17 protein-coding genes are annotated in these 21,370 nt (G+C 38.4%); 8 read left to right on the plus strand and 9 right to left on the minus strand.

Going from position 1 to position 21,370, the window contains the following annotated elements; genetic code table 11:
* Positions 1–225: 225 nt before the first annotated feature.
* Both tal and tkt read left to right on the plus strand, forming a co-directional pair.
* Entirely contained in the window at positions 226–1,176 is a 951-nt protein-coding gene (tal, locus tag PVK63_RS04075) for a transaldolase (protein ID WP_130086383.1), read from the plus strand.
* 313 nt (positions 1,177–1,489) lie between these two features.
* Positions 1,490–3,496, plus strand: a complete 2,007-nt coding sequence (tkt, locus tag PVK63_RS04080) for a transketolase (RefSeq protein WP_130086382.1) — start codon at positions 1,490–1,492, stop codon at positions 3,494–3,496.
* 158 nt (positions 3,497–3,654) lie between these two features.
* Here tkt and PVK63_RS04085 read toward each other — a convergent pair whose 3' ends face one another.
* Positions 3,655–4,437, minus strand: a complete 783-nt coding sequence (locus PVK63_RS04085) for a transcriptional regulator (RefSeq protein WP_130048815.1) — start codon at positions 4,435–4,437, stop codon at positions 3,655–3,657.
* Between the two features lie 251 nt (positions 4,438–4,688).
* Between PVK63_RS04085 and PVK63_RS04090 the strand changes: the two genes are divergently transcribed.
* Both PVK63_RS04090 and PVK63_RS04095 read left to right on the plus strand, forming a co-directional pair.
* A complete protein-coding gene (locus tag PVK63_RS04090) occupies positions 4,689–5,549 on the plus strand; it encodes a hypothetical protein (RefSeq protein ID WP_130086381.1) in 861 nt (286 codons plus the stop codon).
* 34 nt (positions 5,550–5,583) lie between these two features.
* Positions 5,584–9,930 carry a MoxR-like ATPase gene (locus tag PVK63_RS04095; protein ID WP_242511041.1) on the plus strand — a complete coding sequence of 1,449 codons (4,347 nt, stop codon included), beginning with the start codon at positions 5,584–5,586 and terminating at the stop codon, positions 9,928–9,930.
* Positions 9,931–10,005: 75 nt separating this feature from the next.
* On the opposite strand, the gene PVK63_RS04100 is transcribed toward PVK63_RS04095, so the two are convergent.
* Complete coding sequence (locus tag PVK63_RS04100) at positions 10,006–11,214, minus strand: GGDEF domain-containing protein (RefSeq protein WP_274439872.1); 1,209 nt, start codon at positions 11,212–11,214, stop codon at positions 10,006–10,008.
* Between the two features lie 416 nt (positions 11,215–11,630).
* Between PVK63_RS04100 and PVK63_RS04105 the strand changes: the two genes are divergently transcribed.
* Positions 11,631–11,831, plus strand: coding sequence for a hypothetical protein (locus PVK63_RS04105; RefSeq protein WP_130048819.1), 201 nt, complete (start codon positions 11,631–11,633; stop codon positions 11,829–11,831).
* A 61-nt stretch (positions 11,832–11,892) separates the two neighbouring features.
* Here PVK63_RS04105 and PVK63_RS04110 read toward each other — a convergent pair whose 3' ends face one another.
* The 3 genes from PVK63_RS04110 to PVK63_RS04120 form a co-directional block, all read right to left on the minus strand.
* On the minus strand, positions 11,893–12,345 hold the full coding sequence (locus PVK63_RS04110; RefSeq protein ID WP_443111678.1) for a DUF302 domain-containing protein: 453 nt from the start codon (positions 12,343–12,345) through the stop codon (positions 11,893–11,895).
* Between the two features lie 57 nt (positions 12,346–12,402).
* Positions 12,403–12,915: a superoxide dismutase family protein gene (locus PVK63_RS04115; protein WP_130086378.1), complete on the minus strand. Its 513-nt coding sequence runs from the start codon at positions 12,913–12,915 to the stop codon at positions 12,403–12,405.
* A 597-nt stretch (positions 12,916–13,512) separates the two neighbouring features.
* A complete protein-coding gene (locus PVK63_RS04120; protein WP_130086377.1) occupies positions 13,513–14,556 on the minus strand; it encodes a GMP reductase in 1,044 nt (347 codons plus the stop codon).
* Between the two features lie 462 nt (positions 14,557–15,018).
* On the opposite strand from PVK63_RS04120, the gene PVK63_RS04125 reads away from it, so the two are divergent.
* Positions 15,019–16,323: an inosine/guanosine kinase gene (locus PVK63_RS04125; protein ID WP_130048821.1), complete on the plus strand. Its 1,305-nt coding sequence runs from the start codon at positions 15,019–15,021 to the stop codon at positions 16,321–16,323.
* Between the two features lie 86 nt (positions 16,324–16,409).
* Here the strand turns inward: PVK63_RS04125 and PVK63_RS04130 are convergent, their stop codons facing one another.
* Positions 16,410–16,688, minus strand: a complete 279-nt coding sequence (locus tag PVK63_RS04130) for a peptidylprolyl isomerase (RefSeq protein WP_045103769.1) — start codon at positions 16,686–16,688, stop codon at positions 16,410–16,412.
* A 143-nt stretch (positions 16,689–16,831) separates the two neighbouring features.
* Here PVK63_RS04130 and PVK63_RS04135 point away from each other — a divergent pair, with 143 nt between their 5' ends.
* The gene (locus PVK63_RS04135; RefSeq protein ID WP_130048822.1) at positions 16,832–17,731 is read left to right on the plus strand and encodes a chemotaxis protein; all 900 of its coding nucleotides are present in this window, start codon (positions 16,832–16,834) and stop codon (positions 17,729–17,731) included.
* A gap of 120 nt (positions 17,732–17,851) precedes the next feature.
* Here PVK63_RS04135 and PVK63_RS04140 read toward each other — a convergent pair whose 3' ends face one another.
* From PVK63_RS04140 to PVK63_RS04150, 3 genes are all read right to left on the minus strand, one after another.
* Positions 17,852–18,535, minus strand: coding sequence for a MaoC family dehydratase (locus PVK63_RS04140; protein WP_130043743.1), 684 nt, complete (start codon positions 18,533–18,535; stop codon positions 17,852–17,854).
* A gap of 324 nt (positions 18,536–18,859) precedes the next feature.
* Complete coding sequence (gene gcvT, locus PVK63_RS04145) at positions 18,860–19,978, minus strand: glycine cleavage system aminomethyltransferase GcvT (protein ID WP_130086376.1); 1,119 nt, start codon at positions 19,976–19,978, stop codon at positions 18,860–18,862.
* A 98-nt stretch (positions 19,979–20,076) separates the two neighbouring features.
* The gene (locus tag PVK63_RS04150; RefSeq protein WP_165371162.1) at positions 20,077–20,685 is read right to left on the minus strand and encodes a helix-turn-helix domain-containing protein; all 609 of its coding nucleotides are present in this window, start codon (positions 20,683–20,685) and stop codon (positions 20,077–20,079) included.
* Between the two features lie 299 nt (positions 20,686–20,984).
* On the opposite strand from PVK63_RS04150, the gene gcvH reads away from it, so the two are divergent.
* Positions 20,985–21,365 carry a glycine cleavage system protein GcvH gene (gene gcvH, locus PVK63_RS04155; RefSeq protein ID WP_130043741.1) on the plus strand — a complete coding sequence of 127 codons (381 nt, stop codon included), beginning with the start codon at positions 20,985–20,987 and terminating at the stop codon, positions 21,363–21,365.
* The last annotated feature ends 5 nt before the right edge of the window (positions 21,366–21,370 follow it).

Below are 21,370 nucleotides of genomic sequence, written 5' to 3' on the forward strand. Positions count from 1 at the left end.
GCTTTGCTTCTTTGCGCAAACGATCTCCCTCAAATATTCACATAAAAATCTATGTATTCTCACACTATCTTTCATTTGCCATTGACATCTGAGTCAGAAAACACAATTATCAACCTATCAAATGTTCACTACCATCGCATTTGCTCATAGAGATTACCGTGATGGCAGCGAGACGGACTTTCAAAGAAGATGCTAAATAGCATGTGATCAGTAAGGGCAAGTAGTATGACAACTAAATTAGAACAACTTCGTAAACTAACAACAGTAGTAGCAGATACAGGTGATATTGAAGCAATCGCAAAATACACGCCTGAAGATGCAACCACTAACCCTTCTCTAATTCTTAAAGCTGCTCAAATCGCAGAATACGCACCACTAATTGACGCATCAATCGCTTACGCAAAAGAGCAAAGCAACGACAAAGCACAACAAATACAAGATACGTGTGACATGCTTGCTGTTAGCATCGGTAAAGAAATCCTTAAAGTCGTACCTGGTCGTATCTCTACTGAAGTAGACGCTTGCCTTTCTTACGACACAGAAGGCAGTGTGGCAAAAGCACGCCAACTGATCAAAATGTACAACGATGCTGGCATCACTAACGATCGCATTCTTATTAAACTGGCTTCAACGTGGGAAGGCATCCGTGCTGCTGAGATCCTAGAAAAAGAAGGCATCAACTGTAACCTAACGCTTCTATTCTCTTTCGCTCAAGCACGCGCATGTGCTGAAGCTGGCGTGTTCTTAATCTCTCCTTTTGTTGGTCGCATCATGGACTGGTACAAAGCAAAAGAAGGTCGTGATTTTGAAGCATCTGAAGATCCAGGTGTTATCTCTGTTGCTGGTATCTACAACTACTACAAAGAACACGGCTACAATACAGTAGTAATGGGCGCAAGCTTCCGTAACATTGGTGAAATCCTTGAGCTTGCGGGTTGTGACCGTCTAACTATCAGCCCTGACTTACTTCAACAGCTTGAAGAAGCAACTGGCGAAGTGGTTGAGAAACTGATTGATACTAACGGCAATAAAGAGCGTCCAGCTGCAATGACTCACGCTGAGTTCTTATGGGATCACAACCAAGACCCAATGGCGGTTGAGAAACTGGCTGAAGGCATCCGTAACTTTGCGGTTGACCAAGGTAAGCTAGAAGACATGATCGCAGCTAAGCTATAATTTCTAGGTTTCAGATCGGTCGGCAAGCTCCCTTGCAGAATTCAGGGGAGTTTGTGTTTATACCAATGCAAGTAATTAGATGACCTATTTATTACGTAGGAAAATCACTTAAGAGTAAGGCGAAAATTCTTATAAGTAGTTATTCTACAATACTAATTTTTAACGCAACTATTAAGTAATTTAACCAGTAATAATGATCAGATAATTAATGTAATTGGTATTAGTTCAGAAGCCACCACAAATACCTCTGAACCCTTTAAGCGAAGCGATCTGAACCCTGCTCTATTCTTTTTAAATATTCGAGTTAATCATTATGAACCTACCTTCTTTAACAAATAAGCATCTAGCTAATGCAATTCGTGCTCTAAGCATGGACGGCGTACAACAAGCAAACTCTGGTCACCCTGGCGCACCAATGGGCATGGCTGACATCGCTGAAGTTCTTTGGCGTTCACATCTAAACCATAACCCTGCTAACCCTGAGTGGGCTGATCGCGACCGTTTTATTCTTTCTAACGGCCACGGCTCTATGTTGATTTATTCTCTGCTTCACCTAGCAGGTTATGAGTTACCAATTGAAGAGCTTAAAAACTTCCGTCAACTGCATTCTAAAACACCAGGTCACCCTGAGTACGGTTATGCACCGGGTATTGAAACAACAACAGGCCCTCTAGGTCAAGGCATTACCAATGCGGTTGGTATGGCAATGGCTGAAAAAGCATTAGCGGCTCAGTTCAATAAAGAAGGCCACGACATCGTTGACCACTACACTTATGCATTCATGGGTGATGGCTGTTTGATGGAAGGTATCTCTCACGAAGCATGTTCTCTAGCTGGTACCTTAGGTCTTGGTAAGCTGGTTGCTTTCTGGGATGACAACGGTATCTCTATTGATGGTGAAGTGGAAGGTTGGTTCTCTGATGACACACCTAAGCGTTTTGAAGCATACGGCTGGCACGTAATTCCTGCTGTCGATGGTCACGATGCTGACGCAATCAATGCAGCAATTATCGCAGCTAAAGCAGATCCTCGCCCTACTCTGATTTGTACTAAAACTATCATCGGTTTTGGTTCTCCAAACAAGCAAGGTACACACGACTGTCACGGTGCTCCACTAGGCGCTGAAGAAATTAAAGCAGCGAAAGCACAATTAGGTTGGGAGCACGGCGCATTTGAAATTCCGCAAGAAGTTTACGCAGAATGGGACGCGAAAGAAGCAGGCGCAGCTAAGGAAGCGTCGTGGAACGAGAAATTTGCAGCTTATGAAGCAGCATACCCAGAGCTTGCAGCCGAGTTTACTCGCCGCGTAAACGGTGATTTACCAAAAGAATGGGAAGAGAAAGCTTCTGCAATCATTGCTGATCTTCAAGCTAATCCTGCAAACATCGCATCACGTAAAGCATCTCAAAATGCACTTGAAGCGTTTGGTGCTATGTTACCTGAATTCATGGGTGGCTCTGCTGACCTTGCACCATCTAACCTAACTATGTGGTCTGGTTCTAAGTCGCTTGAAGCAACAGACTTCTCTGGTAATTACATTCACTACGGTGTTCGTGAATTCGGTATGACGGCTATCATGAACGGTATTGCTCTGCACGGTGGTTTCGTACCATACGGCGCAACATTCCTAATGTTCATGGAGTACGCTCGTAACGCTATGCGCATGGCTGCTCTGATGAAAGTGCAAAACATCCAAGTTTACACGCACGATTCTATTGGTCTTGGCGAAGATGGTCCAACTCACCAACCAGTTGAGCAAATTGCTTCTCTACGTCTAACACCAAACATGAGCACATGGCGTCCATGTGACCAAGTTGAATCTGCAGTGGCTTGGAAGCTAGCGATTGAACGTCGCGATGGCCCATCAGCACTTATCTTCTCTCGTCAAAACCTTGCACAACAAGATCGTGATGCAGAGCAAGTAGCTAACATCGCTAAAGGTGGCTACATTCTTAAAGATTGTGAAGGCCAACCTGAGTTAATCTTTATCGCTACAGGCTCTGAAGTTCAGCTTGCGGTTGAAGCAGCAGCTCAACTAACTGCTGAAGGCAAAGCAGTACGTGTTGTATCAATGCCTGCAACTGATGCATTTGATAAGCAAAATGAAGCTTACCGTGAATCAGTACTTCCATCAGCAGTAACAAAACGTGTTGCTATTGAAGCGGGTATTGCTGACTTCTGGTACAAGTACGTTGGTTTAAACGGCAAGATCATCGGCATGACAACGTTTGGTGAATCAGCACCTGCTGAACAATTATTTGAAATGTTTGGTTTCACTACTGAAAATGCAGTGAAAACAGCAAAAGAGTTGTTAGCTTAACCCAATAAAAAGGATTTAATCATATTAAAGGATTAAGCCCTTAAGAATAAAAGCCCCATTATCTTATATGGATAATGGGGCTTTTTATATGAACTCTTTTATTAATTATTTATCTTTTTAACCTTCATTAAATAGTGATATTCATCGAATATTTTTAACTATTTTTCACTGCTATCATTTATAGTTTCATACAATTCTTTTAATAGTCCAGAATCTATATTAACTAGCCCATTAGAAAGATAAATATAATTACCTTCTGTTACACTTAGTAATATATTTCTTCTTATCATTTCACTGTCTTTTGATTCTTTATTTTGAAAATGAAAGTGTTGTATTTTTTCGTAAACCATTTCAGATATTTGATCTATTTGCTCTTGTGTTAAGCAAACACGCGACATTCCAACTTCAGGCCTTGATTCTTTTGATAACACTTCTAATCTTAATTTTTCAGTGAACAGTTTATCAAGCTTAGAGCCTTCAAAAAAGGTGTAATATGGGGGCGTAAGAAAGGCTGGCTCCCCGTCAGAACGAAGCTCTACCAATCCCATAATCTCTAATGATCTTAAATATATATAAACACTTTGCTCTGTTAAACCATTTTCTTTCGCAACATCATCAACCGGACGTCCTTTAACATGAATTTCATAAAAAAAGTCGTAAATATATGGGTGATTAAAGAACACTTCATCTAAGACTTCGGTTCTCGTCCCTTCTTCTCGATTATGGATATCTCGAGCTATTTGAGATAACTCTTCAATATTAGTATTTAATACGGTTGCATATTCCATCAATTTATCAATACCAATAGAGTTACTATGAAAATGACGCTTTAATGTTGAAATCGGGACATTAACCTTTAATGACAGTTCATTATAAGTAAGATCATTTTCTTTTAACTTAACCCGTAATGCATTAAGTAATAAGCTTGCACAAAACCCCATAACTACTTCCTTGATGTTATTTAACTATTAAAATTAACGTTACTTTATATTGTTTAAAAATACCAGTTCAGTTTCAGTTTTTGACCTCTCTAAACTCAAAAATTAAACCATATACCTTATAAAACTATTAATTATTGCCGACCCACTCATTTAAAGGTTACAAATATGTTACACCGTCAAGTTTATGACGGGATTATTATAAAACGTCAGTTCTTGCTTATATAAGCACTTTTTATACACGGAAGTCATTTATGCAGACAAATAGTACAAGGATGTCAATGCTATCTCGCTTCATTGGTTGTACTCTTATACTAGCTCAGCCAGTATTTGCAGAAGAAACAGAAGACCCTATAGCAAAAGCATCAGAAGAAAAAACAACAGGCAACTCAACAAACGCATGGGGGGGATCTCTGTCTCTAGGTTATGACAGTAATTTCTTTCAAGCCTCGGATTACCGCTCAAGCAGAGCACTGTCATTTCACGGCTCGTTACATTTTCGCTTTTGGGAGAGCTACTCACTTTATGCAAACAGTGGCGGCTATCAAACCCTGCAAGGCGCAGAAGGTTTTTACTCAACAGATACTGTTGTAGGCTTATCAAAATCATCATTATTAACATTTGGAGAAAGCGGTAATGTATCTATTAGCGGCCAGCTCTCGATCCCAACCTCTCAATCTTCACAAGATAACTTTTTAAATACGGCTTTTCGAGTTCAAACGCCGATTTCATTCAAACTTGCTGATATCGGTATAACCGTAGCGCCAAGAATACGGAAAAATTTTCATCAATATACAACGTCACCCAATGGAAATGTCAATATTTCATGGGCTTTAGGTCTATTGCTTGCCGCAAATTATACCTATGGAGATGCTTTCTTCTCTGCATCTGCACTGGGTGGTACCTCAATTAATTATAACGGACGTTGGGCTGATGGCTACAGTTACGGGGGCAGCCTAACTACAGGTTATAACTTACGTGATGATTTATCTCTGTCTCTCACACTCGCCTCTTCTGGTGTATATACCGACGCCGCACAAGGAACACTAGGCAGCTTTGATATTTTTGATGAAGCCAAAGCAACCTACTCTTTAGGACTGACTTACTCCTTTTAAGGAAGAAAAAAAATAACAACAGGATGTGAACATTATGATATTTAGAAAACTTTCATTAGCCGCGGCCGTTACCGCAACTCTGACTGGTTGTGCACCAGAAGAGCAAGAATATGATGCATTAGAAAAAGATGTAACCGAAGTTCAGGTTCAAGATCTTCGTCTTGATGGACGCTGGTTTTATGCGCCAACTACGGGTGCTGCACCTCGCTTTGCCGTAACTCAATTTCCTTTCTTACAAGGTATGGGCCGTTATGTTGAACTTTGTTTTTCTGACGAAGGTTTAGAAGTTCGTGGGTACGACAATAACAACCCAGATCTTTTATTACCTAAAGATAAGAATGGCTACTGTTTGCCACAAGATCAAAATAACATTGGTTCAGATGACCAAGTTAACTTCCCTCACGTTATGACTATACCTGGTAGCTATGCAAAGTATCAATGTCGAGAAGACAGCTACGGTGATTGTACTAACACGGAAGAGAAAGATTCAGATCCAAACCTTGGCAACACCACCTTTAGAAACAATACCCACTTTACGCCAAGCCCCGAATCAACACTAGTTAGTGACTTAAACTGGGATGAGTTATATGGAACCAAAGACGGCTTAACACCTCAAGGTTCACCAGAAGTGATCTCATGGGAGTTTGATCCAAAGAAAGGGGTATTAAACTTCGAGCTTGAGCAAACATTTAAGATCAATTTTGACAAACTATCTCGCTATATGGATTGGTCAGCAATGGAAGAAGAGATGGCAAAAGGCTCATTCAAATCTCGCTTCTATTACTCATTGGTTCATGAAAGTCACTTAGCCTCTGAAGATTACACCCCTATTGTTTACCCTGGTGGAGATGATGATGACTTTGGTTTCTTTACAACAACGACATTAAAACTTGATCCTATTACGAATAAATACAACGATATAACCTATCTAAATCGCTTTAATCCCTCAAAAGGCAGCATCGACTATTATCTTTCTGACAATTTCTTTGAAGATAAAAACAAGATCTACCTTGATGCTACCATTGAAACTATCAATAAAATGAACTTAACACTGAATGTACTTGAGCCTAACAGTGGAAAGCCACATATTAAGATCGTTAATAAAACAGAAGGCATGGGTATTCATGCGGGAGATTTGCGTTATAACGTAATCAATCTTGTTGATGAGCCTCTTGATAATGGCTTATTAGGTTATGGTCCGTCGATTGCTAACCCAAGAACTGGTGAGATTATTAAAGCACATGTAAACCAATACTCGGGCGTAGCTCGTACTGGATCATCATACTACTGGAATAATTTAGTCCGTTTATACAATAGCAAACAGTTAGCGAATGTGAATTATTTTGTGCCTGAAGAAAAACCCGTCGTTCCTGATGAAACACCTGCAGAAGCAGCAGCCGTTGAAAATCAGCAAGTTCAACAAGCAATGAATAATCAAGTTGTTAGACAACTTGAAGCAGATCGAATTGTAGATGAAGATCCTTATGGTTCTCAGCTAGCTCAATACATTGAACCAATTCAGGACAATTATTCTCTTCCACCTATTCAACTTAGTCACCTTAATCCAGTTCATGATCACTCTAGTTTTGAAGACGTAGCTAAAGCGGACATGCAACGACTTCAACTTTGGTCAGAAAATAGCGTATACCCTATTGAAGCAATGTGGATTTCAGCTACACAAAAAACCATGCTTGAAAACCTGAATTTATCAGACGCTTATTTCACAGAAATTTATGATGGTGATCATCTACAAGCTAAAGTATTGAAAAAATGGAAGCAACTGCCTCCTGAGCTACAAAGAAAAGCGGCAGATATGCTTACTATCACCACTTACACTAATACCTTAGTGCATGAAATAGGGCATAACGTTGGGTTGCGTCATAACTTCAAAGGATCTAACGATTCGAATAACTATTTATCACCAGCTCAAGCTGAAGCATTAGGTATCAATGGTATTCCGGCATATAGCTCAACAATGGATTACGCACCAAGCATGTTTGATGAGATCCCTACGTGGGGACTTTATGATGTCGCTGCATTTAAATTTGCTTACGGCCGTAAAGTAGATGTAATCGACTTTTCACCATCACCGCAAGTAGATAAACCAGAAGATCTTATTGAGCAAGCACCTGAGTTCATCGCTCCTGATGATCGTGAATTAACAGAAGAAGAACAAGCACAATTAAGTGCATGGGAAAAGACTCAAGAAATCCTTGCTCAATACGAAACATGGGACAATTATTTAGCAATTCACAATGCACAAACATCACAATATAGAAGCTATCAAAACTTTGCCTCTAGTGGCGTTGCATCTCATTTAAATGTCAATAACCCTTATATAACATGTACAGAAGTTAAACAGCTTGGAGATATCAATAGTGATGGCTCTGATATGTCTAAGTATACTTGTGATTTGAGTAAATTTGATCAACTGGCATTACAAGAACATCAAGCGGATGCGGTTAAATATGGTGTCATGCATTATTTTAAGCAAGTTGAAGATCAAAATGCTAATAGCAAATTTGAACGTGTTGATTTTGACTTCTGTACCGATGGAAATGTAAGCCTAAATAGTGACTGTAACCGTTTTGACGAAGGTACCAACTTAGAAGAAATCGTTCTTTATAAATGGCAGCGTTACCTTGATAACTATGAAAATACGAATGCAGGGATCTTAAGTGACTCTGGATTAACAACTGGTAATTATATTCGCTACATTCAAAGTCGTTTTTCATTCATGAACGAAATTCGAGAAGTCATCGAAGATACTGAACTTCAAGATAACTTTTTTTCTAAATTAGGATATACAAGGCCAACAGATAAACCCCTTGATTTTTTTGGTTTCATTACTGAATCAGATTGTCGAATTGGTAAGAAAAACGACTTATGGTATTGTGAATACGGAAATGCAGCAAAACAAGCCGCAAGCTTCTTTTTAAGTGTATTAAAAACACCAGAGCATCAATGCATTATCGAAACAAAAGAAAGCACAGATCCTGAAGCCGCTATCATCGAGAGTCAACTTGTTTCCTTTGGTGATTATTTATCATTAAAATTAAGACGCTACATCCCTGAAGATTATGATATTTCTTCAGCCTCTTGTTTTGATGATGTCATTCAAGAAGCAATCGCAACAGTAAATAATGATCGCGACACAGGAAACTTCACGCAAGCAACACTGGAGACCAAAGGTGGCAAATTTTTGAACTCGGTAAGTAGCTTTTCTCCAGATAATAACTACTCTAACTCAGTATCAACATTAGGTATCTGGCCAGATAAAGCTTTATCTTCATACTTCTTAGCCCGTCGTTATACTTTACGCTACACTGATGAGCCAAGCTTTGCTGCACTAATGGATTGGCCAGGAGTTAAGCAAGAGTTTGATAATATAATGGAGCACTTGGTTGCAGGTACCCCACTTGCCTCACCAGTTGAAATGATTAATAGTAAGGGTGAAACGATCATTCCTGAGATACCAGTAAGTCTTCACTTTACTGATAAGTTGGAAGCTTTACCTCCTATGCCATGTGGCATTAACGAGTTTTTAAACATATCGTGTACTGCTCGTGCAGACATACCTACGATGCTGATCGCAATGGCAGCAAAAAATATTCAATCTTCCGATTACGATGTCCAGGAGCGTTCAATTAACCAATTTAACAGTTGGGTAAAAGAGACAGACAATTATTATCTACCAGATGAGAATATAACCTTCGTATTAAGCAATAAAAAATACGCTGCGACTGAAGAAAATACCCTTGCTTGGAAATACGCTCATCAATTAGACGCACTTTCACCAAGTGAGTTAACGACAACTTTTGCTGCATACACAAGAGCTGAGTTACAAACGGTTCTTAATTCATGGGATAAATTCCTAAATATGACACCAGTATACCAAACTGTTATTGCGTTCAAAAATCATGAGTTAATTCGTTCAATGTCAAACGAAGTAAAACCTGTTGTAGATCAATTGCATGCTTGGGGTTTCGAAACATTAACAAATGACGCGCTAAACTATGGTATTAATACCGTACTTGGTAAATTAATCGAGAATGGCGTTCTAACTCAGTTAGATAATGGGGATTTCAAAGAAGAAGCAACAGGCAAGGAATATCCTATTAATGACCTTATTAATATAACTGTTTACCTTCAACTTATTTACCATAGAGATCTTGATAATTTTGATTTAATTCAAACTGTTGCCCAAGATTATCAAGAGCAAATAGAGTCAGCGGTAGAACCTCGAGAAATAACTTTATGGGAGCAAGATCCTTTATTAATAAAAGCCTACTTAGATAATGATTTTCGCGTAATTGACAGTAATTATCAAAAAATCAAACAGACTCTAAATAGACTTCCTACCGTAGTGATACGCCACTAGGAACTTTTCACACAAACAAAAGCCAGCATAATCGCTGGCTTTCTTCATCTCAAATAATAGAAATATACCTAAAAGTTAATCCGCCATTGTTACTCTATTCCTGCCATTTTCTTTAGATAAATATAACGCTGAATCTGCAAGCTTATACGCTTCAGAAAATGAAATATCAGACTCAGCAACAGCACCTATAGATATGGTAACAGGCAGCTTTTTAATAAGCTCAGAATCGATAGCAACTCTTATTTGTTCCGCTTTCGCTTCTAATTGCTGATAACTGTACGACTTGAATGTAATCAGAAATTCTTCACCACCCCATCGTACTGCTACGTCTTTTCGTCGGATAGTATGTAAAATACGTTCCGCAACTTCTTGAATAACCTCATCGCCTTTTTTATGTCCGTAAGTATCATTAATACGCTTAAAGTGATCAATATCGATAATCAACAAAGCATGAGTTCTCATTCTTTTTAAACGTTTTTCATAAAAATCACGACGATAAAACCCTGTCATACGGTCACATTGCAATAAATGCTTACGTCGGATGTAATTCACCCGTAAAAAGAAAATACTCAGTGAAAATAACAACGATGGAAGTAACAACTTATACACCATATCACTAATTGAAAAGCCTAATGTAATGTTATCTTCCTGAGAGCAAGGCAAATATATGGATTTTTGATAGCTATTGTTACTCTGCCAATTGATTACTGTAGTGAACTCTTTATTAAACTCAGTCACTTTGTCATATAACAAATCCGCTTTAATATCGATAATAAGCAATGAATCTAGATGCTTTTTGTTGTAAATGGGATAATACATCGAACGAATCAGTGCATTCGTTGACTCTTCAAAATACTTCTCTGTTAACTTTAAATTACAGCCATAAAAGGATTGATAGGTTTTCTTTAGGTCTTCTTTTGCAACAATTCGCTCTATCGCTTGATCATTATCCAACCCTTTATAAAAAGAATCGTAACTTTTTCTCAAAGGGTCAAAATGAACATAAGTAGAAGGATTCTGAAAAACGGCAATAGTCCATAAGCTATCACCGATAAGTTTCTCTAATTCTGCGCGAAGCTTTTTAATACCAATAGAAAGAACTTTGACATTGGTATCGCTATTTACCACTATATCGACACCATTACGGTTATAGCGTCCCTTGTCAAGAGGTACTGAATCAACATTATTATAGTAAGAAGAAAAACGACGACTTACCGAATAAATATTTTTATAGTCATTAATGACTGAACGTTCAAGTCGAACTAAAGCTACCGTGTTATACATGAAATAACAAACAAAAAAGACACATAAAACCACCGCCCAGACTTTTATAAAAACAAGCGCTTCACTATTAATTTTATTGCTCTGTTTTTTGTTTTGCATATGATTTCACGTCAAATAAAAGGGCCAAATATATACTAAGAGGTCATCTTATCAATGATAGAAGTTTATAAAGTGAGATCTTATCTCAATTTAAAGAATTAAACCCAATATAAGCAACAATATAATTCAATAAGCAAATACATCCAGCCATCACAATGATTACATGAATGAGTTTCTATTAAAACAAGTAACACTTTAAATCATTGATAAATAATTAATTATTTATTAATCGTTATTTTTATGAGAGATAAGTTTACCTTCTGTTAAAGAAACGTGTTATGATTTAGGAGAATGAAGTTGAAAGGAGAAGGATTACCATGAAACCTGAATTTATATATAAAGTACCCGCTGAGCTAGGAACAAAAGGCCAAGCAACTGCAGAAAGAGAAGCAGAAACACTTTACTCTGAACTATTAGGTAAAGGTGCGCGAAACATGACCGAAATTAAGGTGGAGCTAAGAGACTCTAACGTTGTTTCAAGCTGGGTAATTGATGGTGAAAGATACTATAACAATTGATTTTTCTATACCTATTTAAAATAAAAAGGGCCACTTATTTGTGGCCCTTTTTATTTATAGATTATTCAGCAACCGTAGCTGATGCTAATATATTCAGTGCATTTGATACTTTATCAAGAGCAATATCACACCCTTCAATATCATGACGTTCTTTTAAATATTTAGGGTTATTATAAGATAACCACACTTTTTGATTTTCATCTTGAGTAACAAGTACTTTCTGTGGCAGATCAATGGCAACCTCTTGCTCACATTGCATCAAAAGAGTCCCTACTCTCGGATTGCCAAAAATAATAACTTCTGTTGGCCTTAAATCCATATTTACACTTTTTGCATTTTTCTGGTGATCTACTCTTAAAAATAAAGTAAAGCCCTTACTTTTTGCAATAGACTCAAATCTATCTGCTGTTTCTTTTACAGAATATGTACTTTCATATTTGATAAGACTTTCTTCTGCACTTACTGAAAAAGAAGTAATAAAAACAGCTACAACAAACAAAATATATTTAATCATTACTATTCCTTTAAATTTTTATTTTTCTATTTAATGATCTTCAGTGTTTTTAAAGCACTATTTTATAACACCACACACTAAACGAGCGCCCCCTCCGCCTAAAATATGCGGGTGATCAGAATGGTTATCTCCACCAGCATGAATCATTACAGATCTACCCGATAAATTAGCCAAAGTAATTCTAGGAGATAATACTGGTTGTTGTGCCTTACCATTCATATCAACATAAATTGGAGGCAAATCTCCTAAGTGATTATCGTTAGACCACGGAAAACCATGTTTTTCTGTTTTCATTGGATCATAATGACCGCCAGCAGCACCTCCTAAAATAGTTTTATCACCTTTAGTTAAAGTGTCGCATGAAGCATTTTCATGAATATGAAAACCATGTAAACCCTGTGGTAATCCTAATAAAGATGGAGTAAATACAACGCCATAATCATTTTGTACTGCTGATATATAACCTACTGTATTTCCAGACTCTAAATCTTTCATTTCAATAGATAGATCCGCTGAATTAGCTCCTGATGACACTGCCAATAGTGTAGTAAGTAACAGTTTATTAAACATGAAATTATCCTTAATTTATAAATTTCAGCCAATTTATAACACGGTAAAACAATTACAAATAACGATTATTTTATCACTTATCAATCGATTTTTTCGATTAACCTATTACCTATACTTTCGTCCCACCAAACTACAAAAGAGCTAATTTTAGCATCCTTTGGTATTCCATCTAGATTAACTCGCTTACTCTTCTCATCCCACCAATGACTAAAAAGATGTTGTTTATTAATACCAATAATTAATGATTCTTTACTATCTAGCGTAACAACAATTGCTTCGATATCAGGTGAAACGTTAATATCTGGATAATGTACTTGAATCTCACCATAGGAAGACCCTAATCCTATATGAGATATGCTTACTACTTACAATAAGAACCCTCTCAATCTTACTATCTAGATTGTTGTTAACCTTAGGTGTCATTGTCAAAATATGTTCACCTGAACAATCATATATTTCATAAAACATCCTTCTTAAAAAATACGCTTCATTTTACTCATTGATAATAATCTGTATCGCCACTTACCAATTTTAAACCAAAAAAAAGGTCGCTCAATGCGACCTTTAATTATTCGTTATTTCCGAAGTATCGAGCTATTACTCTTTACCGAAAACGTTGTTCTCTTGCTCTTGTACTCGGATGAAAGTAGTACGCTTAGTTAGCTCTTTAAGCTGCGCCGCGCCTACGTATGTACACGTTGAACGTACACCACCAAGGATGTCAGAAATCGTATTATGAACAGTACCACGGTATGGTAATAGTACGGTTTTTCCTTCAGCTGCACGGTACTTAGCAACACCACCTGAGTGCTTGTCCATAGCGCTTTGTGAAGACATTCCATAGAATTTCATGAACTGCTTACCGTCTTGCTCGATAACTTCACCGCCTGACTCTTCGTGACCAGCTAGCATACCGCCTAGCATTACGAAATCAGCACCGCCACCGAACGCTTTAGACACGTCACCAGCACATGAACAGCCGCCGTCACCAATGATACGACCACCAAGGCCGTGCGCTGCGTCAGCACATTCAATGATTGCAGAAAGTTGTGGGTAACCAACACCTGTTTTAACGCGTGTAGTACATACAGAACCTGGGCCAATACCTACTTTAACGATATCAGCACCAGCTAGGATTAGTTCTTCAACCATATCACCTGTAACAACATTACCAGCAGAAATCACTTTGTCTGGGAATTCAGCACGTACTTTCTCTACATATTGAACTAAATGCTCAGAGTAACCGTTTGCGATATCGATACAAATAAAGATTAAGTCATCTGTTAATGCCATGATATCTTTTGTCTTTTGGAAATCTGCTTCAGATGTACCCGTAGAAACCATTGAATTTTTAAGAACAGATGCATCGTTCTCTTTTACAAAACCAGCCCAATCTTCAACAGTGTAGTGTTTATGTATCGCCGTCATTACACCGTGCTCAGAAAGCGCTTTAGCCATAGCGAAACTACCAACAGAATCCATATTAGCTGCAATTACTGGTGTACCAGACCATTGACGTCCACTGTGTTTGAATGTAAACTCGCGGGTTAATTCGACTTGAGAGCGACTTTTCAGTGTTGAACGCTTAGGACGAAACAGTACATCTTTGAAGCCTAACTTTAATTCTTGTTCGATACGCATGATAAATTCCTCGTATTATCGATAGTGGCTCTACTATCTCTTGTTGCCTTTGGCAGAAGGCAGTTAACAATCCAAGATAGCAGGCACAAAAAAACCGGGGCGCTGGCAGGCGCTCCGGTTTTCAGTATTATAGGGCCGGAAACTTATTCTGCAAGCCTGATAATTCAATTTTTTTTATGATACTATTGATAAATCTGCAAACAAAAGCTAACAAACAGAACACTTCACGCAAAATGACAGAATAAACAAAATATAATTCTAACAATCCACACTTAAACAGCAGAATATATAAACCATCATTCTGATAAGATTTTAAGCTATTTTTATAAAGTAAACGTTTGCGGTAATCGATTAAAAATCACGAGTGATCTATATCTCATTTTTTTAATCGATTGATGAACGTTAATGAAAAAACTTGTGATATAATCTTGGAAAATTCACTTATTAACTGATCTTTAATTCATGAAGTTTCCTGGCCAACGTAAGTCTAAACACTATTTTCCTGTTCACACTCGCGATCCATTAGTGAATCAAATCAAACAAACGCCTAAACTTGAACGCACCCACCTTATTGGTGTTGGTCAAACCATCGTCGATATTGAAGCTAAAGTCGATGATGATTTCTTAGCGCGTCACCAGTTAAGTAAAGGTCATTCACTGGTTCTTGAAGAATCAAAAGCAGAAGCTTTATATAAAGAACTGTTTGAAAGAAACTTGATCAGTCATGAGTATCCTGGTGATACCATTGGTAATACCCTACATAACTACTCAGTGTTAGCAGACAGCAAATCTATCCTGCTTGGCGTTATGAGTGAAAACATCAAAATCGGCTCTTACGCTTATCGTTACTTATGTAATACAACAAGCCGTATGGACTTAGATCACCTACAACCAGTTCAAGGCCCTATCGGTCGTTGTTACACCTTGATTTCTGAAGATGGCGAACGCACATTTGCAATCAATGAAGGTGACATGAACCAACTGTGCCCTGCTCACGTTCCTGAGCATATCTTTGAAAAAGCCTCTGCTTTAGTGATTTCTTCTTATCTAGTTCGTGGTAAAGAAGGCGATCCTATGATGGATGCAGTTCAAAAAGCGATTGATTGTGCAAAATCTCATAACGTTCCTGTAGTTCTAACTCTAGGCACTAAGTACGTTATCGAAGGCAAAGCAGAATGGTGGCAAGCTTTCTTAAAAGAAAATGTAACGGTTGTTGCAATGAACGAAGAAGAAGCTGAAGCCCTTACTGGTGAGAAAGATCCCCTACTAGCAGCAGATAAAGCATTAGAGTGGGTTGACTTAGTACTTTGTACTGCGGGTCCTGTTGGTTTATACATGGCTGGCTTTACAGAAGAAAGCATTAAACGCGAAACGGACAAGCCACTTCTTCCAGGTAACATCCCTGAATTCAACCGTTTTGAATACAGCCGCCCAATGATGAAAGCACAATGTACCAAACCAATTAAAGTGTCTTCTCACATTGCCCCTTACATGGGTGGCCCAATGGAGATTAAAAACACTAATGGTGCAGGCGATGCAGCATTATCTGCTTTACTTCATGACATGGCTGCAAATTACTACCATAAAGAGAATGTGCCAAACTCAAGTAAGCACGATGCAGAATATTTAACTTACTCTTCTTTCTCTCAAATTTGTAAGTATTCAAACCGTGCAAGCTACGAAGTATTAACTCAACACTCACCACGTTTATCTAAATCAATGCCTGAACGTGAAGATTGTTTAGAAGAAGCATACTGGGAGCGTTAAGCTAAAACCTTATTGTTCCTTCATAAAAAAATCCGACGCCAAACGTCGGATTTTTTGTATCTGTAATACGACTTTTAACTGGCTATTTAAGTACGGTAAAGCACCTTCACTACATGCCAACCAAATTTAGTTTTTACTAGGTGCGGGACAAGAGTTTCACCACTAAAGCACACTTTATCAAACTGCGGTACCATTTGGCCTTTCTTAAATTCACCTAAATCACCGCCTTTTTTTCCAGAAGGGCAGCTCGAGTATTTCTTTGCTAATACGTGAAATTTAGCGCCTTTTTTAAGCTGCTGAATAATGTCTTCTGCTTGTTCTTTATGTTTAACAAGAATGTGTAGCGCAGCTGCAGTGCTAGCCATGAATACCTCAAAATGATTCTAGATAAATTAGTGTTAATTATATCGTTTATTCGCTATCAATTGATAGTCTCACCTTTAAAAACTGTCTCAAAAAAACTACAATTAGATTCATAAAAATAATCATTTTCAGAAGGCTATTACTTATGAAAAGCAAAGCGAATCAATCGCAAGGTATGCTGCTTTTTAAACTCACGCTAACTCAACGTTTTGCTATTGGTACGTTGAAAGTTCGTGAGATCGTACCTTTTCAAGCGTTGACTTCCATTCCCTACTCGCACCACCACGTATTAGGGACCGCAACCATTCGTGATATGGCAATTCCAATCATTGATATGTCTGCTGCAGTTGGCTTTAGAGCACTTCATCAAGACGAATTTAAAGATTGCTATATTATCATCACCGACTGTATGCGCACTGTCGTTGGCTTTGCAGTAAGAGCAATAGATAAAATTATTGAGTGTGACTGGAAAGCAATTGAATCCTCACCAAAAACGGCGGGGTCTAATGTATTTGTAACAGGCATAACTCGTGTTGAAGATAACATAGTACAGCTGCTTGATGTTGAGCTTCTATTATCAAAAATCTACCCAGAAGATACCTCAAATTTATACCCAATTTTATCTGATGTAGAAAGAGAAAAGCTAAAGCCATTAAATATCTTATTAGTTGATGACTCTTTTGTTGCTCGTAAACAACTGTCAACAGCATTAGATAGCATTAATATCCCTTACCAAGTCGCAATAAACGGATTAGATGCTTATGAAATGCTAAAGAAAGCTTCTGATGAAGGGAATCCATATAATATCGTGGTAAGCGATATTGAAATGCCGGGATTAGATGGCTATGAATTAGCATTTGAAATCCAAAATGACGCTAGATTAAAAGACGCTTATGTGATCCTTCATACTTCCCTATCAAGTGAGATCTGTGTTGAGCAAGCACATCAAGTTGGGGCTCATGAAGCGTTAACGAAATTTGAAGCTACGGAATTAGTTCAAGCCATGCTACGCGGTGCAAATCATAACAATCGACAAGTTGCCTAGTAATACCAATGCCAGTAGTGAACAAGAATTACAGATACAAAAAAACGCGTTACCTTAGCTAGGTTAACGCGTTTTTATTTTCTACTATAAGCAGTTTTTAAAACAAGCTAATCGAAAAACTTAAAAGTATAAACGTATTACAGATACAGCAACACAACCTGGACGGCGACATTTTTCGATTTCGACTTTCACTTCAGTTTCAATTTCTAAGCCACGCTTGATCGGCGTTACCGACATTAGCGTACTTCTTGCTCGAATTCGCTTACCCGCTTTTACAGGATATGGAAAACGTACCTTGTTTAAACCGTAGTTTACGGTCATTTTAGCCGTAGGGAACAGTAAATTATCACTACCTACGTTATCCGTTAGTTTTGACAACATAGACAAAGTTAAAAATCCATGTGCAATCGGTGTTTTAAATGGTGATTCTGCTGATGCTCTTTCTGGATCAGTATGGATCCATTGCATATCCTCAGTGACTGCACCAAAACTATTAATGCGTTCTTGATCCATCATTGACCAATCGCCAATATGGATTTCTTCGCCCAAACGAGCGGTTAACTCTTCAAATACAGCTTGAGTATCTAAGTTCATTTCAATTGGCTCAGGTTGAACAGCCGCGCTTTGCTGCTCATTAACAGCGCGCTTATGCTCTTTAACCCACGAAATAATGTGAATGTTGTTGGCTTTATTTAAAAATTCAATCCAGTAATCTTTAATGGTTGGTGACATCCAATCTTTTAATTCAAAGGGATGTTTCGCCAGATATTCACGCTTATGCTTTAGAAAATCGACAACCTTCATAGAGAAACCTTATTTGATATCTAATCGTAAAAACAATGTTTAAGTGCCATGTATATAATTGTGTTACAGGTCACGTTTTTTTGCAAACATTTTCCGAGCATACAAGCGTTCGCTGAGTTGCGATAAAGATTTGAAATTCATATAGATAGACCAATATGCACAGTGTACAATTAATTTCAAAAATCAGACCTATCTTCTACTTTATAAAGAGAAATCCGTACTTGCACTTTTTTCACAGACAAAAAAAAGAGCATAGCTATATACTCTTTTTGCTCTATTCATTCATTTCTATTAGCGTGATTAGGAGCCTCTAGCTCTAATAAACTAACCTCTATAGTAGCGTTGCGGTACAAACGGCATTTTCTCTACCGTCATTGCTAATTTTTTACCACGAACCTCTGCGAACACTTCTGTACCAATAATGGCTAGATCTGCTCTTACATACCCCATAGAAACTGGCTTTCCTGCTGTTGGACCTGCGGTACCTGAGGTCACAATGCCAATCTCATTATCAGCCGCATCAAATAACTTACAACCTTCACGTACTGGCGCTTTACTCTGTCCCACTAAACCAACACGTTTACGATTAACATCTTTCGTTTCAATCTGCTTTAAAATGATATCCGCACCAGGGAACCCACCTGCACGCTCGCCGTTTGAACGACGATTTTTGCTGATACCCCACAGCAAACTTGCTTCTACTGGCGTCGTTGTTGTATCTAAATCATGACCATATAAGCATAAGCCACATTCAAGACGCAGCGAATCTCGCGCTCCAAGTCCGATCCACTCCACTTCTTCAAAAGAAGTTAACGCAGTCGCAAGCATTTCGGCTTTATCATTTGGTACTGAGATTTCGTAGCCATCTTCACCTGTGTAACCAGAGCGACTGATGTAACACTCAATGCCATTAATCTCAATAACTGCTGTATCCATAAACAACATAGAAGCAACTGACGGTTGAAGTCGAGATAATACATCAGCCGCTTGTGGGCCTTGTAATGCCAATAAAGCACGATCGTCAATCACTTCAAGCTCAACACCTTCAGGAAGATTTGCTTGTAGATGCGCAATGTCTTGTTCTTTGCACGCGGCATTCACGACCACGAACAGATAATCGCCAAAATTAGCCACCATCAAGTCATCCATAATACCGCCCACATCATTAGTGAAAAATGCATAGCGTTGTTTTTGAGGAGGAAGATCAATAATATCAACAGGTACTAGTGCTTCTAGTGCAGCAGCAGCCCCTTCACCTTTTAAGCGAAGCTGCCCCATATGCGATACATCAAAAAGGCCAACGGCATCACGAGTATGAAGATGTTCTTTTTTTACGCCTAGGGGATACTGAACAGGCATTTCATATCCTGCAAAAGGGACCATTTTTGCGCCAGCAGCGACGTGCATATCAAAAAGTGCCGTTTTATTTAGTTGTTCTGACATTCTTCTTTCTCCATTTGCCTGATATTGGCTAAGTGTGTCGGTTATTCTTGGGATCTAGGTTTCTAATAAATAGTGGATTGTGATTCATCGATTGCAGGTTACTTAGCGGTAACCCAGAGGATATGAGCGTCTTTCTCACTGATGGATACCAATACGTGTCCCATACTGGCATCGTAATAAACACTGTCCCCTACCGCTAAATTGACTGGCTCGTAAAATTCACTGTAAAAACAAACCTCACCTTCTAGAACCAATAAAAATTCTTCTCCGTCATGGCGGACCCATTCGGCATAAGCATCAAAGTCTCTTGCACGAATACGACTTTTAAATGGCATCATCCTTTTATTGGATAATTGTGTTGCCAATAATTCATGCTCATAGGTCGCCGTTGGGTGAGGCTTACCTTGCTGCGAAAGCGTTATATCTCGACGCCCTACCGCCCCTTTTTGTTTCGGCGGCTCAAATATTTGAGGAATATCGATATCCAAGCCGCTCGCCAATTTTTGCAGGGCCTGAAATGTCGGTGAAATCTGTTCGTTTTCAATTTTTGATAACGTAGAGCGAGCAAGTCCAGTTCGTTTACTCGCCTCTTCTAATGTTAATCCAAGTTGAATTCGGATGTCTTTTAATCGCTTACCAAGATCAAGCGGTGCAATCGATTGCTCTTCGTTATTTTTCTCAACTTTAACGATTTTTGCTTCTGCCATAACATTCTGAGGATTACTCAAACGGCGCTCCTTGCTCATTAAGTATTCAATCTACCTTTGTAATACTCATCTTATCAGGAGAAAATTGCGAGATAAAAAGCAACAAGAATGCTGAAAAAGTGCGCTAGGTAGCAAAATGGGAAACAAAGTTTCTTATTGGAAACTTGACGGTTGAATGTTGCATTTCACACTTGTATGTTTACCAGATGTAATCTAATGGTCGTTATTAATACAGATAACACCTTGTTGAGTTCCACTTAATATAATTCGCTTAAGACAATTCACACTGGAGAAGTATCATGGAAAAAGATCTTAAATTTACAGCAAGCCACGAATGGGTTCGTGATAATGGTGATGGTACAGTAACCGTTGGTATCTCAAACCACGCTCAAGGACTACTTGGTGATGTTGTATTTGTTGACCTACCTGATGTAGATGACGAAGTAACGGCAGAAGAAAACTTCTCTTTAGTTGAATCAGTAAAAGCAGCGTCTGATATCTATGCACCTGTTTCTGGTGTGATTGTTGAAATCAATGAAGAGCTAGAAGACAGTCCAGAACTTGTTAATGAAGAACCGTATGAAGGTGGTTGGATTGCTAAAATTAAACTGTCTGATGAAGGTCAATTAGAAAGCCTAATTCCGGGCGATCAATACCTTGAAAGCATCGAAGAAGAATAAAAATA

This window comes from Aliivibrio sp. S2TY2, from assembly GCF_028765525.1.
GTDB classification, from domain to species: Bacteria; Pseudomonadota; Gammaproteobacteria; order Enterobacterales; family Vibrionaceae; genus Aliivibrio; species Aliivibrio finisterrensis_A.

What these genes read in the sequence shown, in the direction of transcription:
- PVK63_RS04095 (WP_242511041.1), top strand. Translation starts at nt 5,584, where the DNA reads ATGATATTTAGAAAACTTTCATTAGCCGCGGCCGTTACCGCAACTCTG.
- PVK63_RS04125 (WP_130048821.1), top strand. Translation starts at nt 15,019, where the DNA reads ATGAAGTTTCCTGGCCAACGTAAGTCTAAACACTATTTTCCTGTTCAC.
- PVK63_RS04120 (WP_130086377.1), bottom strand. Translation starts at nt 14,556, where the DNA reads ATGCGTATCGAACAAGAATTAAAGTTAGGCTTCAAAGATGTACTGTTT.
- PVK63_RS04140 (WP_130043743.1), bottom strand. Translation starts at nt 18,535, where the DNA reads ATGAAGGTTGTCGATTTTCTAAAGCATAAGCGTGAATATCTGGCGAAA.
- PVK63_RS04115 (WP_130086378.1), bottom strand. Translation starts at nt 12,915, where the DNA reads ATGTTTAATAAACTGTTACTTACTACACTATTGGCAGTGTCATCAGGA.
- gcvT (WP_130086376.1), bottom strand. Translation starts at nt 19,978, where the DNA reads ATGTCAGAACAACTAAATAAAACGGCACTTTTTGATATGCACGTCGCT.
- PVK63_RS04090 (WP_130086381.1), top strand. Translation starts at nt 4,689, where the DNA reads ATGCAGACAAATAGTACAAGGATGTCAATGCTATCTCGCTTCATTGGT.
- PVK63_RS04130 (WP_045103769.1), bottom strand. Translation starts at nt 16,688, where the DNA reads ATGGCTAGCACTGCAGCTGCGCTACACATTCTTGTTAAACATAAAGAA.
- PVK63_RS04100 (WP_274439872.1), bottom strand. Translation starts at nt 11,214, where the DNA reads ATGTATAACACGGTAGCTTTAGTTCGACTTGAACGTTCAGTCATTAAT.
- gcvH (WP_130043741.1), top strand. Translation starts at nt 20,985, where the DNA reads ATGGAAAAAGATCTTAAATTTACAGCAAGCCACGAATGGGTTCGTGAT.
- tkt (WP_130086382.1), top strand. Translation starts at nt 1,490, where the DNA reads ATGAACCTACCTTCTTTAACAAATAAGCATCTAGCTAATGCAATTCGT.
- PVK63_RS04110 (WP_443111678.1), bottom strand. Translation starts at nt 12,345, where the DNA reads ATGATTAAATATATTTTGTTTGTTGTAGCTGTTTTTATTACTTCTTTT.
- tal (WP_130086383.1), top strand. Translation starts at nt 226, where the DNA reads ATGACAACTAAATTAGAACAACTTCGTAAACTAACAACAGTAGTAGCA.
- PVK63_RS04085 (WP_130048815.1), bottom strand. Translation starts at nt 4,437, where the DNA reads ATGGGGTTTTGTGCAAGCTTATTACTTAATGCATTACGGGTTAAGTTA.
- PVK63_RS04150 (WP_165371162.1), bottom strand. Translation starts at nt 20,685, where the DNA reads ATGGCAGAAGCAAAAATCGTTAAAGTTGAGAAAAATAACGAAGAGCAA.
- PVK63_RS04105 (WP_130048819.1), top strand. Translation starts at nt 11,631, where the DNA reads ATGAAACCTGAATTTATATATAAAGTACCCGCTGAGCTAGGAACAAAA.
- PVK63_RS04135 (WP_130048822.1), top strand. Translation starts at nt 16,832, where the DNA reads ATGAAAAGCAAAGCGAATCAATCGCAAGGTATGCTGCTTTTTAAACTC.